This window comes from Gluconacetobacter tumulisoli (assembly GCF_014174155.1).
In the GTDB taxonomy this organism is placed as follows: Bacteria; Pseudomonadota; Alphaproteobacteria; order Acetobacterales; family Acetobacteraceae; genus Gluconacetobacter; species Gluconacetobacter tumulisoli.
Map to the genome: position 1 here is coordinate 30,931 of NZ_JABEQM010000003.1, position 13,685 is coordinate 44,615.

The following is a 13,685-nucleotide window of genomic DNA, read 5'->3' on the forward strand; positions in this document are numbered from 1 at the left end:
GCGCCATGAAAAAACACGTGACAAACCCGGCGCGGCATAGGTTTGCGATCAGATCGGGATTCTAGACATGTCGACCTGAAATCGAAAGGGCCCCAATAATCGAGGCTCCGTCGTTCCCTGGCATGACGGCTGTCCCGTCCGTTTAGACAGTCGGCGGTCATGGCGTTTCGGCGGCGGATGCATCCCCCAATGCGCCCGCCGCGAAAGCGAGGCTGGAGGCGGCAATCAGGGCCGCGTAATAGGCATCCGATCGTTGCAGCTGTGCGTCGATCAGTCCGCTTTGTGCCAGCGTGGCCTGGGTGACGGAGCCCATGCCGTTGTGGAAGGCGGACAATGCGGCATCGAAGCTGGTTTGCGCCGCCGTTTGCAGCCGGCCGGACGCGGCATAGGCGCTCAGGCTCGTATGCACGCCGTTCTCGGCGACGACCATCTGCTTCACGGCCTCGTCCACGGTCTGGTGCAGGGTTGCCTCGGCACTATCGGACTGGTTCCTGGCCTGCCTGAGCGTGGCGGCCCGCATGCCGCCATCGAAGATCGGCACGCTGATGCCGCCCAGGACCACGCTGCTGAAATTATTCGACGAGAGGTTGAGTGTCGGCGAGGCATCCGCGCCGACGCCGGGCACGGAGGATAGGGCCAGGTGTCCCGTCGCGTACGCCACGTTGCCGGCGACGAAAACCTTGGGCAGGAACTCCGCCCGCGCCGCCGCGACCGCGCTGCGCGACGCGCGGGTGGCGGCGTAGGCGGCCAGCACGTCCGGGCGGCGCGCGACGGCGCGCTGGACCATGTCGTCGGTCAGACGCGCGTCGGCAAGGCTGAGTGGCCGGTCCGAAATATCCTGCATCCGCACATGCGTATCGGGTGGGATGCCGATCGCCGTCATGAGGTCGAGATAGGTGTTCTCCGCGCCGCCCTCGGCCTGGACCAGCCGCAGTTCGGCCTGCGCGGTCGCCTGCCGCGCCTGGGTTGCGTCCACGACGGTGCCCTCGCCGTGGCGCAATCGCATGTCCGTGGCATCCTGGACCTTGCGCGCATCGTCCAGCGCCTGCTGGAGGAGAGTGACACGTGCGGTCGCCGCGGCATGGGTATAGAAGGCGAGCGTGACGGAATAGATCAGTTTCTGATGCGCGCCGGTAAAGAGAATATTGGTCGCAAGCTGACTTTCCCGGGCGGAATCGATGAGTGCCTCGCGCTTGCCGAAATCGAACAGCAGCCATTCCACACCCAGTGTCTGCACCTCGCCGGTGCCCGAGGTTCGGTTGCCGGCGCCGTTGAAGTCCAGATTGCCGATGGCTGCATTGAGGCCATTGCTGCTCCGGTAATTGTAGCCGCCCACGACGGTGGCCGTCAGGTGCGGCAGGTACGTGCTGCGCGCGATGCCGACGGCCAGCGCGGCGTCGCGCGCCATATTCCAGGCCCGGCGCGTGAGCGGATTGCTGGATTGCGCCACGTCGATCAGTTCGGCCAGTGAATAGACATGCGCGGTCGCCAGCTCCGGTGGAGGCGGCCGCACATGAATGTGCCTGTTCGATGGAAGGGTGTAGCCCGGCGGCAATGCGAGCCCGCGCGCACAGCATGCGCCGGGAACGATCTCGCCGGATGCCGAGACATTCGGGTGCCAGGGTACATCAGGCCGATCGGGTGCCGAATGCAGAGATTGCGTCGCGCACCCCGCGAGGCCGAGCATCGCGATCCCCACAGCCGCGAGGGGGCCGGAACGGATCATGAGACGAGCCTTTCCAGTCGGCCGAGACGGGCCCGTGCCTCGGCGCCGGGTTCGGGACGCAGCAGATCCTCCGCAAGCGCCGACGCGTCGCGCAGGACGGTGCCGTATTGAGACATTTTTTCCGCCTCGGCGCGCATGTGGACGGGTTCGGTGGCCGCGAATTCAAGCATGCGCGCGCTGGCCGAGATCGCATTGAATGTCTCGGCCGTACGAGCCAGGCGTACCTGCGGCGTGAGGCTTTCGCACTGCGCCGCTAGCGCCCTGACGACCCGGCGCAAGGCATCCGCGACCTTGTCATGGGCGCTGGTGGGCCAGAAGCTGGTGAACATCGCATAGGTGACGAGATTGCCGAGCATGATACCGACCACGCGGTCGCGCGCGACGGTCATGTCGGTGGTCGGGCCGTAATCCTTGAGATCCGTCAGGAAGAAGGCCAGCCCGATCTGAAGCCCGGCATAGGCGATGCGTTCGTCGCCGGTCTTGATCCATGCGGCGATCAGCGCGCCCGTGAAGATCAGCACCAGGAATGCTGCGATATCGTTCAGGTGCGGCATCAGCACGATGATGGAACCGATACCCAGTGCGGCCCCCATCAGCGCGCCGCTGATCCGCAGCGTCAGTTTGGAAATCATCTCGCCCATTGTCGGCTGGGCCACGATGAAACAGGTGATGATGCAGGTATGGATGCCGGGCCAGTCGAGGATCTTGAAGATGAAATAACTGGTCATCACCGCGGCCGTGCCTTTCACGGCGAAGCGGACATGGTCGGGGTTCGTGAAGGCGTCGGGAAAAAAGAAGCCACCCCGCTTCTTCCCTCCGGAGGATTGTTCCTGGGATGTCGGGGTCGTGAAAATTGCGATCAGGGCGGCCATTTCGGCAAGGGCCGGTTCATTGGATGGCACGGCGGGGGGGACGATATCGGCGGGGTAGTCGCCCGCCTCGAATATCGCCGCCATGCGCTCCAACGTCTCGATCAGGGGCGCCGGCCCCGGCTGCCCGCCTTCTCGCACCGCTGCGTCGGCCAGGGCCAGGACGCCGATGCTGGAATAGGCCGCCTGCTTGAGGCAGGCGAGGTCGCGTGAAGTCCAGATCCGTTCCAGCATCGCCATCTTCACGTTCGCCATCATGCCCGCGCCGCCCTGATGCAGCATGTCGCGGGCGCGTTCGCGCGTCGCGTCGTCGGGATGGCGCAACAACGCCACGGCCATGCGCAGGCGGCCCGCAATGGCCTGACCCAGCACGGTCTTGGGCGACGGGCAGATGAGCAGCCCGAGCCCGATCATGACCAGGCCCGGGATGGCGAGGAACAGATCGGTGTAAAGCAGGGCGCGGGTGGCGATCTCGCCCACCGGAACCTCATCGACGGCGATCAGCCCATAGACGGTGATCAGGCCCAGCATGTAGGCAACGGGCTTGAGCTTGCTGGCCGACCCGAGGAAGAAGAAACAGAAAGACAATACCGCCACGCTGACGACGATGGCCATCGGATGATCGAGCGTCAGGCGGATCAGCCCGTAAAGCACGACAAGAATGACAAGGATCAGGACATTCACGGCAATGCCCGCGATGACATTGGTCACGCGGTCCTTCTGCCAGAGCGCCATCGTGACCAGGGCCGGCACGGCGATGTCGGGAACCTGCCAGATCTCTCCCGCCAGGACGGTTGCGGTGCATGCCGCCGCCATGCACAGCGCATAGCGCAGACGTCCCGGCGCCGGGTCGCATGCCAGCCGCCATATGCGTGCCAGCGCGGGACGTTGGGGGCTAGCGGCAGGCCGCGCCATGCCGGATCTCGACAGTGGCGGTGGCGCCGAGGCGCAGCAGGGCCGGATCAGCCTGATCGAGCCTTACCCGCACCGGAAAACGCTGCGCCACATGTACCCAGTCCATTTCGCGCGGCACGAGGGGAAGGGCGCGTGGAAGACCCGCGGAATCGGCGGACAGGACCCCCCAGCCGATGCTGTCCACATGACCGTGTATCGCCGCGTGCCGGTCGATCATCGAATAGACGGTTGCGCAGTCTCCTGGCCGGATGGGGCGGAGGTCGACCTCGCGGATATTGGCGTTCGCGAACCATGCATCATTGGCGACCAATGTGAACAGCACTTGCGAAGGGGCGAGAATTTCACCCGGCTTGACGTACAGGCTCGTGACGTAGCCATCCGTTGGAGCGACCACGACCGTCTGCCGCAATTCGTAGCGGGCATGATCGAGCGCCGCCGAGGCCGCATCCTGTGTGGCCAATGCGCTTTTCAGGTCACCAATGGCGGTCTGCGCCGCGACTTCCTGCTGCTGCGCCTGTTCCAGCGATATCTCTGCATCGTGCAGGGCGACGCGGGCCTGGTCATATTGCTGCAACGGGATATAGGCGTGTCCGGCGAGGGGCGAGAGGCGTTCGACCGTGCGGGCGGCGAGATCTCGGTTGGTTCGCGCGCGTACGGTCTGGGCTTGCGCCACGGCTGCGGAAGCCGTCTTGACCGCGACCAGCCGCCGCTGGTTTTCGACTTCCGCCTGGGCCAGTGCCAGATTGGCCTGCGCTTGCCGGACGGTCAGGTCGTACGGCTCGGGATCGAGCCGGTAGAGCACCTCGCCCCTGCGGACCTCCTGGTTGACCCGAACGCGCAGATCGACCAGCCGCCCGCCGACGGTCGAGGCCATGTGCACGATTTCGGCGTCGATCGATCCGCTGTCGGAGGAGGGATGGGCGCTGTCCTCATTCGCGACATGGATGCCGAGGACGGTGGCGGCCACGATGCAGACCGCGGCGATGAGGAGGCCGACAGGCGTCTTGCCGGACATTTTGATCCTTCGCATCGCTATGGCCCGAACCAGATCTGCCAGACAAGAAGGGCAGCGATTACGCCGAGCGAGACATAGGTGAACACCCGGAGGCTCAGGATCGTATCGACACCGATCTGTACAAAGATGACCCGGAGGCCCACCGCGACGACGATGCCCACCATCGCGCAGAGCATCCAGTCCGGGAAATAGGCCCCTGCCAGCGGGAACGACGGGGCGCCCCGCACGGCGCAGCCGCCGAGCAGGAGGAAAGGCGCCGTGCGCGAGAGAAGGGCGGGATACGTCCTCATGAAATTATGGCAGGATCCCGAACAAGCATGATGAACCTTCGTTACTCTATCGTGCCGGCTGTCCCAGGTCCATCTTCCGTTGCAACGCTTTTCCTTGCCCTCTTCGATGGGAAAATCATTGAAGGTCGCGGCATCCCGCATAGGGTAAAAGGGCGGTCCACCAAGAAAAGGAAGCGGATTGTCGCATGAATAAAAATAATCGGGCGCGGCGGAGGAGGTGAAGTTCGTCGTTGCCAATTGGGAGAACGGCGCGGATCGCGGCGATGCGCCGGGGCGAGTATCAGAACCGGGTGGAGCGGGAGCATCTTGACGAGAAGGTACCGGTTCGGAGAGCGCCCGATGTTGTCCGGCGCAACAAGACGGGGCTGCATGGGTCGTCCTGCGTCACGGCGTGACCGACCTCGCGGCATTTGTTCTCGATCCTTTCTTCGATTTTATCACACCTATTGGCTGTTCACCGGAATTTCGGGTGTCAGTCCGAACGCCGCCTCGGTTGGCTGCGTCGCCTGGGCATGCTGGGTGGTCGACGGCGACGCGTTGCGGGAAATCGACGACCGCACGATCCCGAAGGACTGGTCCTATGGGCTGTATGCGATCGGCGCATCGTGCCCCGACCGCCGCCGAGGATCGACGTGACCCAGTCCATGGGGGACGAGGGGCCGGACCAGGCGGTCGCGTTCGACAATAATGAACGGGTCGGTGTGCCGGTAATTGCGGAAGTCCTCGGCCATTGAGCGCGTTATCGCGATCGTGTCCCGGCGGCATCACCGCTCTGACACGAGCATGCGGGCGTTGCCCGAACCCGAAAGGGGCCATCGGCCCCTGACCCCGCTTTGTTTGAAAATTCCGTGTCACAAGGAATATTTCTGCGGCGAGCGCGAGCGGATTGAGCGAAGCCGCCGCGCCAGCAGGTGAACCGCTGATAGCCGTGACGGGCGTGACCAGGGTCACGTTGAAGTCCGAAATGAGACCGGCAGGGCTTCGGGCCGCAGGACATGGCGGGCGACCAGCCAGCCGGTGCCCTCCTTCGCGCGGACCGCATCGACGAGGCCGCTACCGACATCGCGCGGACCTCCGCAATATGGACGAACAGGGCATCGCGGCGATCGCCAGGCGGCACGATTGCCGCCGGGTGCCCAGGGCGGTTCCGGGTGGAAGCGAGGGGACGGGAGAGCATACAATAAAATCACGACAAATTGTGGTATGAATAATATTTACCTGACAAGAGAGATAAATCAGGCGAAACTACCGCGCACAACCCTATGAAGGAAGGAGGGGCACGCATGTCAGGAACTCTCATTCGGACCGCCTCCCCGGTGGCGGTCAGGGCAGTCCCGCGATCCGCCTGGCGACCAAGGCTCGGCATCCTCACGCGTTATGCCTCTCCCTTCCTTCTCGTCCTGTTCTGGCAGGCCGCATGTTCTGTGGGTCTCCTGTCCACGCGGCTGGTGGCGTCCCCGGCCCAGATCGTCGCAACGGGCTGGGCGTTGACGCGGGACGGTACCTTGCCGACCAATCTCGCGGTCTCCCTGGCGCGTGCCGGCTTCGGCCTGGGGATCGCATTCGTCGCGGGGGTGAGTCTGGCCCTGGTCTCGGGCCTGTCGCGTCTAGGCGAGGATATCGTGGACGCGCCGTTGCAGATCCTGCGTACCCTGCCGGCGCTGGCGCTGGTGCCGCTTTTCATCCTCTGGTTCGGTATCGGCGAAACGCCCAAGATCGCGCTTGTGGCGCTCGGGTCGAGCTTCCCGATCTATCTCAACCTGCATAAGGGGATCCGGTCCATCGACCCGAAGTTGCTGGAAATGGCCCGGACGCTCGGCCTTTCGCGCGCGCGCACGATCCGTGACGTGATCCTGCCCGGGGCGCTTCCGGACCTTCTGGTGGGGCTGCGGTTTGCCGTCGGGATCTCGTGGCTGATGCTCGTGGTGGCGGAGCAGGTGAACGCCGATAGCGGAATCGGTCACATGATGATGGATGCCGAGGATTTCCTGCGTACCGACATCATTCTGGTGGGCCTGGTCATCTATGGCCTGCTCGGCCTTGCGTCCGATCAGATCGTGCGCTTTCTGGAAAATACGCTTCTCTCCTGGCGGCCGTCCCATCGGATCGGGAGGTCGACATGAACACGGTCGTCCAGGTGACGCAGGAGGTACCCGCGCCGGCGCGGGATGACGCGGCCGTTGTCGTGCATGGTTTGACGCGCAGGTTCGGCGACGGCCCGGCGGTGCTCGATCGTCTGGATCTTGCCATTGCGCCCGGCGAGTTCGTGGCGCTGCTCGGTCACAGCGGATCGGGAAAATCGACCCTGCTGCGTACGCTCGCAGGTCTCGACCCGGTGACCGAAGGATCGGTCGTCCGCCCCCGCGAGGTTTCCGTCGTCTTCCAGGAGAGCCGTCTGCTGCCGTGGAAACGCGTCTGGCAGAATACGGTGCTGGGCCAGGACGGGGCGGATCGTCGCGATCGCGCGGTTGCGGTGCTGGAGGAGGTCGGGCTGGGGCATCGGGTCGACGCCTGGCCATTGACGCTATCGGGTGGCGAAGCCCAGCGCGCGGCGCTGGCCCGTGCGTTGGTCCGCGAACCCGCGTTCCTGATGCTGGACGAACCATTTGCCGCGCTGGACGCGCTGACGCGCCTGAAGATGCAGCGCCTGGTTTCGGACCTGTGGATCCGTCATCGTTGCGCGGTCCTGCTGGTCACGCATGACGTCGATGAGGCCCTGCTGCTGGCGGACCGCGCCGTGGTCCTGGAACGTGGCCGCATCCGTACGGATGTGCCGATCCCGATGGATCGTCCCCGCCGTCACGCCGACCCCCGGTTCGAGCATCTGCGGGGCATATTGCTCGAATCGCTGGGCGTGCATGATGGATAATGCAAAATGAAAGGCCGGAATCCGGCTAGGCGTCGCCACCCGCATTCATGGCAATCGACCGGCGTACCGTGGCGATCGACAGCAGGCCGGCGACCACCAGGGCCGCGCTGCACATATACCATGCGACGTCGAAGCGTCCTGTGTAAGACACGATATAGCCGGTGACGATCGGGGCAAGAAGTCCGAGCGAATTGCTGAATGTCAGGGTGACGCCGGTTACCGCGCCGATCTTCCGTCCATCTTCGACAAGGTCGGTCAATAACGCGGTATTGGCGCCATTGGCCGCAATCAGGCCGCACAGCGAGATCGAAAGAACCAGGAGAATGGGCGCCATGGTGTGAAAATGGGGCAGCAGCCCGATTGACGCGGCCCCGGTGAGGCAGGCCGCGACGATGAACCGTCGGCGTGGGGGGTGCAGGCTGTTCCGAAACACGATGCGTTCGGCAATGCGTCCTACGATTACCGCGCCGGCGGCGGCGGACAGATAGCACAGGGCCGTGCTGGTTCCCGACCCGGTCACGTCGATATGCAACTCGTGAATCAGGTAGAGCGGCATCCACGACATGACCAGGAAGTTGAGGTAATTTTGCGTGCATTGCACGACAAGGATTCCAATAAAGGAAGGCGACCGGAAGAGGGCCTGCACCTCCCGGATCGATATGGGGGTCCTTTTGGGCTGGTGCGCGCCGTCACTGGGGTTGCGGTACACCAGCCACCACGCCGCGGCCCAGGCCAGGCCGATCAGGCCCAGCGCGATAAACTCGCAGCGCCATCCGAACGCCGCAATCAGATACGCGCCCGCGATCGTGCCGCCCGCCAGGCCCAGCTGCATGCCGGTCAGCAGGACGGTCATGACAGATCCGCGCTCTTTCGGAAGGGCCCAGTTCCTGACCACTGTCGCCCCGACGCCGAATGTCGGTGCCTCTCCAACGCCGAGAAGCACGCGGGTCATCAGGAATTGCGAGATGTTCTGGACCATGCCGCCCAGCAGCATCGCGCAGGACCAGAGGGCGACGGCGACGGTACCGACAAGACGGGCGCCGACGAGGTCGAGCACGATCGTCGATGGCAGGTTCAGCAGAAAATATGACCACAGGAAACTTGAAGACACCCAGCCCATCTCGACCGGCGTCAGGGTGAATTCCTTCCCCAGGGCGGGAAGGGCGATCGACAGGGCCGCGCGGTCGCCGTAGCTGATGACGTACATCAGGAAGACAAGCAGGAAGAACACATAGCGGGAGGGAACTTTGCCGTGCGCCGGAACGCCCATGGCCGCCTCTCCAGATGCGATGCCGCATGGCCCCTCGGGGCTGGTCCGTTCACCAGACATGGCTACGTTCCTTTGACGTTGGTGGGAACCATCATTCCACTGGCGGCCGACGGCCGTGTTTCCGGCCGGTCATGACGCAGCATCCATATGCCCGAGCCGATGATCAGCAGCCCTCCGGCCAGCATCGCAATGCCGGGAATTTCGCCAAATCCGAACCAGCCGATGACCGAGGCCCAGAGGAGACCCGAATAGGCAAAGGGGCCGATGGCGGACACCTGGGCCGAGGCGAAGGCTTCTGTTTGCAGGACCTGCGCGATACCGGCGAAGGCACCCACTGCGACAAGGCACAGGCCATCGGTCATATGGGGCGTGGTCCAGATGAAAGGCAGCGGCAGGGCCGTGGCGGCCGTCATCAGGATGGCCTGCCACAGGGCGATGGTCGTACTCGACTCGGTTGCCGACAATTGCCGGATCTGCATGGTCGTCAACGCCCCGACCGCGCCTTGCGCAAGGGCCAGGAAATAGGCCCAGCTGGGGACGGAATCCGGTCCCGAATGCAGAAGGCCCTTTCCCAAAGCAACGACGATGACCCCGGAGAAGCCGATCGAAACCGCAATCCAGCGATGACGTGACGGATTTTCATGAAGCAGGGGAATCGACAGCAGGACGAGGAAGAGCGGCTGCGTGTAGGAGAGCACCTGCTGTTCCGCGAGAGGAATCCTCGTGACCGTGACCACGACCATGATCATGCTGGCCAGGCCGACGACCGAGCGCAGCAGGTGACCGCCGAAATGATGCGTTTTCAGCGTCATCTTCGTTCGCGCGGCGATCATCATGACGAACGGCAGGGAAAACAGGTTCCGGAAGAAGATGATTTCAAGTGCAGGAAGCTGCGAACCCGTCAGTTTCTGGAGGGCATTCAGCATTGCCGTGAACAATGTGGCCGATGCCAGTAAGAGTGCCCCGCGTTTCAGATCGTGCTTCATAGCGATTTTCACCTCAAAGCACGACACAGACGCGTGTGCACCTCATGACCGGCTGACAACGGGCCCCGGCGTCGCGCCGATGGGCCGTCACGATAATGTAATGCTCGAAACTTCCGTTTCGGTCATAAAACTTCGCTGCGCCCGGATAGGGAATTCTTATGCCTGCCGGGCATCAGTCCACGAGGTGATGGGCAGGCGTCAGTTCCGCGCCGGTCGCTTCGATTTCAGCGCGGATGGCGCGTGCAAGATCCAGCGATCCGGGTGTGTCGCTGTGCACCAGGATCGAACGCGCCTTCACCGGCAGGCGGGATCCGTCGATGGTCGTGACCGACCCGTCCTCCAGGAATCGGCGCACGCGCGCGCGGACGTCGGCCAGGTCATGGATGACGGCGCCCGGTTGCCCACGGGGCACCAAGCTTCCATCGGCCCTGTAGGCACGATCGGCGAGGAAGAGTGTCAGCACACGCAGGCCGGCCTTTTCCGCCGCGCGTTCCGTAAGCTGACCCGGCATCGAGAACACGGTCAGGTCGCGGTCCAGTGCGGCGATGGTGCGGGCCAGCCGCAGGGCAAGTCCTTCGTCCGCGTTGGCCATGGTGCCAAAGGCGGCGTGATAGCTGACATGCGTCACGCGGTGTTCGTGCCGCGCCGCGACCGCCTGCAGGGCGCCGATCTGATAGGCCAGCATGGCCTCCATGTCGGCATCGGATACCGCCATCGTTCTGCGGCCGAAGCCGATGAGATCCGGCAGGCCGGGGTGCGCCCCGATGCCGACCCCTCTTTCCTTCGCGGCCCGAACCGTGCGGTCCATGATGGCGTAATCGCCGGCATGGAAACCGCACGCGATATTGGCCGATGAGACGACGCGCATCAGCCCGTCATCATCGGCGATGCTCCAGCGGCCGAAGCCTTCGCCCATATCGGAATTGAGATCGATTTTCATGGCTTGGTTCCGGATGCATGGGGGGCGCGCCGTCGGGCGGATCCGCGGTAAAGGTCGACCATCATGCGGAGGTCGTCGAGATAGGATGTGATCGGCCGCATGGCGGCAACCCCCTGGTGATGGTCGCATTGCGCGAAGCGTATCCGCGTGCCGATGCGTGCCTGGGCAAGGCGCCAGAGATCCGCTTCGATGATACCCGCGATCCGGGGGTAGCCCCCGGCGGTATTGGCATCCGCCATCTGCACGATGGGCTCGCCGGCCGGGGGGACCTGGACGATCCCGGGGACAATGCCATACGAGCGCAGTTCGACCGGGCGCTGCAGCGTCAGGGGTTCGCCCTTGAGGCGATATCCCACGCGATCGCTCTGCGGCGTGATGCGCCATTCCGCCTGCCAGAACCGGTCGCGCGCCGGGCTGGTGAAGAGGTGATAGTCCGTGGCGGGAATGGCGCGCAGCGTCACGACGTTGCCTTCGCCGCCATCGCATGGGCGGCTGAGGGCTACGGCGGGGGGCAGCGCCCCATATCCCGACAGGGCGGGGCCGCCGGCGATTTTCAGGACATCGCCTGCTTCGAGCGGCCTGCCCGACAGGCCGCCGAATCCGCCGCGCAACTGGGTGCTGCGCGAGCCCAGCACCATAGGGACATCCACCCCACCCGCGACGCATATATACGCGCGGGCGCCGCGACGCGGGGGGCCGACCGTGAGAACCTGCCCGGCCGTCGCGTGTTCGACGGACCACGGCAGGACGGGATGCCCGTCGAGGTCCAGAACGGCGTCGACGCCCGTCACGCTGAAGCTGCCGGCAGATTCGAAACGTATGACGAAAGGATAGGTCTGGATCTCGATACCTGCGTCGCCCGGCCGATTATCCAGCAGAATATTACCGACCTGAAGGGCCAGGGGATCCATGGCGCCGGACGTTCCCACGCCGAGCTGGCGATAGCCGAAGCGTCCCAGGTCCTGCACCGTATTCAGCGCCGCGCTTTCGAGGACCGTAATCACAGTTCGATACTTTCCGGATAGAATCGGATTCGGTCCCCGATCGAAAACAGTGCGGGCGGATCCCTCTGCGGGTCGAACAGGGCGAGTTCGGCAAACCCGATGGAATTCCATCCGTTTGGCCCCGTCAGGGCGGAAATCCCGGCCTGCATGCCGCCGATTGTTACCGTGCCCGCCAGCATCTTCAGGGAAGGAACCGCCTTGCGGGGCGTGGCGATGCGCGGGTCGAGGCCGTGCAGATATCCGAACCCGGGTGCGCTTCCCAGCGCGCAGACAGTGTATTCGCCGGCATGGTGGATGGAAATGACGTCCGACGGCGAGAGGCCGGTATGGGCGGCGACATGGGCAAGGTCCTCCCCCAATGGCCCGCCATAGCGCACGCCGACCTCAAAGAGCCGTCCCTGGATATGCCGTTCGGGCAATGTCCCCCATGCGTGCCGGAGCCAGTCGGCCACGTTCTGCGGCCGCTCCGGCGGGGTGGAAAATATCAGCATCAGGTTCGTGACGCCGGGGATCAGTTCCTGGACGTCGCCACGATCGCGGGCTGCCTCCATCAACGCCCATATTCGGCGTTGCTGGGCGAGCGTGAATTCACCCGGCGCCTCAAACAGCATTGCCCGCGTTCCGATCATGCTGACGACAGGCTGGTCGCATGTGTCGGCATCAAGGCCCGGATTGTGCGTCGTATCCCTGTTCACCTTAGGCCGTCTCCAGCACGATGTTCGTTCACGCCCCGAAGGTGTGAAAGGCCCGGATCTGAGACCGATATCGCAACGATATATGCCCGGACTCTCCAATTCGATGACTGAAACTATGACGGTTCCCGGAACGGTCGCCAGAGCCATTTTTGCTGTGAGGCTATCGGATAATCTTATGGATCAAGCCGGTAACCTCTTCTATCGCATTATCTTATGACGCAAGATCGAACTGCTCTTGGCGATCCGTTTGTTACGATACTAGCATCAAGCGAATAATGTCTGTTCGACGCACGATGACCTGCGTCGAGCGGCAATCTTTTCTTTGCAGGATCGGGATCCAAACAGATGAGCAACCAGCCGTATCGTACCGCTCTGGTCACCGGGGCGTCGTCTGGAATCGGTGCGGCAATCGTCGGGCGCCTGCGGGAAGCCGGGATCGAGGTGCATGCCGTTGCTCGCGACAAGGACCGGCTGGCGCGGCTGGCCGATGAGACGGGCTGCATCCCCCATGCCATGAGCGTGTCCGATCGTGATGCCATGGCTGCACTTTCCAGCTCGATCGACATCGATATTCTGGTCAATAACGCTGGCCAATCCCGCACGGGCAATATCGTCAACACGACTGCGGACGACATCGACGCCCTGGTCGACGTGAATCTGCGCGCCGTCCTGCAACTGACGCACCTGGTCGTCCCGGGCATGATCCGGCGCGATCGCGGCCATGTCATCAATATCAGCTCGATCGCCGGCCATTACGCGTTTGCCGGTGGCAACACGATTTACCATGCGACGAAGGCCGGCGTGCATTCGCTGTCGCAGCAACTGCGGTGCGATCTTTATGGGTCGCACGTGCGCGTTACCGAAATTTCTCCGGCGCGGGTGGAGACTGAAGTCTTCGGTCGATTGATCGGTGACATGGAAGAGGCAAAGCGCAGGTTTTTCGACGAGTACGAGTCCCTTCTTCCGGTGGACATCGCCAATTCGGTTGCCTTTGCGGTGCTGGCGCCGCAGCGCATGAACGTCAGCTTCATGGAAGTGCTGCCGACCATGCAGGTGGTCGGTGGTCTCAACTTCGCGAAGAAATCAGCTGATCCGGCGTGACGCCA

12 protein-coding genes and 1 pseudogene are annotated in these 13,685 nt (G+C 63.9%); 4 read left to right on the forward strand and 9 right to left on the reverse strand.

Features of this window, described 5'->3' with window-relative positions; translation table 11 throughout:
• Positions 1 to 157 precede the first annotated feature (157 nt).
• From HLH28_RS04420 to HLH28_RS04435, 4 genes are read right to left on the reverse strand one after another with little or no spacing between them, the layout of a single operon-like run.
• Entirely contained in the window at positions 158 to 1,726 is a 1,569-nt protein-coding gene (locus HLH28_RS04420) for a TolC family protein (RefSeq protein ID WP_246395675.1), read from the reverse strand.
• Positions 1,723 to 3,510: an FUSC family protein gene (locus tag HLH28_RS04425; RefSeq protein WP_182955126.1), complete on the reverse strand. Its 1,788-nt coding sequence runs from the start codon at positions 3,508 to 3,510 to the stop codon at positions 1,723 to 1,725. Before HLH28_RS04425 ends, HLH28_RS04420 begins: the two co-directional genes overlap by 4 nt.
• The gene (mdtN, locus tag HLH28_RS04430; RefSeq protein ID WP_408869817.1) at positions 3,491 to 4,525 is read right to left on the reverse strand and encodes a multidrug transporter subunit MdtN; all 1,035 of its coding nucleotides are present in this window, start codon (positions 4,523 to 4,525) and stop codon (positions 3,491 to 3,493) included. Before mdtN ends, HLH28_RS04425 begins: the two co-directional genes overlap by 20 nt.
• 17 nt (positions 4,526 to 4,542) lie before the next feature.
• Complete coding sequence (locus HLH28_RS04435; RefSeq protein ID WP_182955131.1) at positions 4,543 to 4,815, reverse strand: YtcA family lipoprotein; 273 nt, start codon at positions 4,813 to 4,815, stop codon at positions 4,543 to 4,545.
• A 217-nt stretch (positions 4,816 to 5,032) separates the two neighbouring features.
• On the opposite strand from HLH28_RS04435, the pseudogene HLH28_RS04440 reads away from it, so the two are divergent.
• From HLH28_RS04440 to HLH28_RS04450, 3 genes and pseudogenes are all read left to right on the forward strand, one after another.
• Positions 5,033 to 5,430: pseudogene (locus HLH28_RS04440) on the forward strand (purine nucleoside permease); the annotation flags it as partial.
• A gap of 668 nt (positions 5,431 to 6,098) precedes the next feature.
• Entirely contained in the window at positions 6,099 to 6,938 is an 840-nt protein-coding gene (locus tag HLH28_RS04445; protein ID WP_182955134.1) for an ABC transporter permease, read from the forward strand.
• Positions 6,935 to 7,684 carry an ABC transporter ATP-binding protein gene (locus HLH28_RS04450; RefSeq protein WP_182955137.1) on the forward strand — a complete coding sequence of 250 codons (750 nt, stop codon included), beginning with the start codon at positions 6,935 to 6,937 and terminating at the stop codon, positions 7,682 to 7,684. Before HLH28_RS04445 ends, HLH28_RS04450 begins: the two co-directional genes overlap by 4 nt.
• Before the next feature lie 25 nt (positions 7,685 to 7,709).
• Here HLH28_RS04450 and HLH28_RS04455 read toward each other — a convergent pair whose 3' ends face one another.
• From HLH28_RS04455 to pxpB, 5 genes are all read right to left on the reverse strand, one after another.
• Positions 7,710 to 8,954 carry an MFS transporter gene (locus HLH28_RS04455; RefSeq protein ID WP_182955974.1) on the reverse strand — a complete coding sequence of 415 codons (1,245 nt, stop codon included), beginning with the start codon at positions 8,952 to 8,954 and terminating at the stop codon, positions 7,710 to 7,712.
• A gap of 62 nt (positions 8,955 to 9,016) precedes the next feature.
• Positions 9,017 to 9,940 carry a DMT family transporter gene (locus tag HLH28_RS04460; protein WP_182955139.1) on the reverse strand — a complete coding sequence of 308 codons (924 nt, stop codon included), beginning with the start codon at positions 9,938 to 9,940 and terminating at the stop codon, positions 9,017 to 9,019.
• A gap of 172 nt (positions 9,941 to 10,112) precedes the next feature.
• Entirely contained in the window at positions 10,113 to 10,880 is a 768-nt protein-coding gene (locus tag HLH28_RS04465; protein ID WP_182955142.1) for a LamB/YcsF family protein, read from the reverse strand.
• On the reverse strand, positions 10,877 to 11,884 hold the full coding sequence (locus HLH28_RS04470; protein WP_182955145.1) for a 5-oxoprolinase/urea amidolyase family protein: 1,008 nt from the start codon (positions 11,882 to 11,884) through the stop codon (positions 10,877 to 10,879). Before HLH28_RS04470 ends, HLH28_RS04465 begins: the two co-directional genes overlap by 4 nt.
• Entirely contained in the window at positions 11,881 to 12,513 is a 633-nt protein-coding gene (gene pxpB / locus HLH28_RS04475) for a 5-oxoprolinase subunit PxpB (RefSeq protein WP_182955977.1), read from the reverse strand. The genes HLH28_RS04470 and pxpB overlap by 4 nt, the downstream gene beginning before the upstream one ends.
• A gap of 411 nt (positions 12,514 to 12,924) precedes the next feature.
• On the opposite strand from pxpB, the gene HLH28_RS04480 reads away from it, so the two are divergent.
• Positions 12,925 to 13,680 carry an SDR family oxidoreductase gene (locus HLH28_RS04480; RefSeq protein WP_182955147.1) on the forward strand — a complete coding sequence of 252 codons (756 nt, stop codon included), beginning with the start codon at positions 12,925 to 12,927 and terminating at the stop codon, positions 13,678 to 13,680.
• The last annotated feature ends 5 nt before the right edge of the window (positions 13,681 to 13,685 follow it).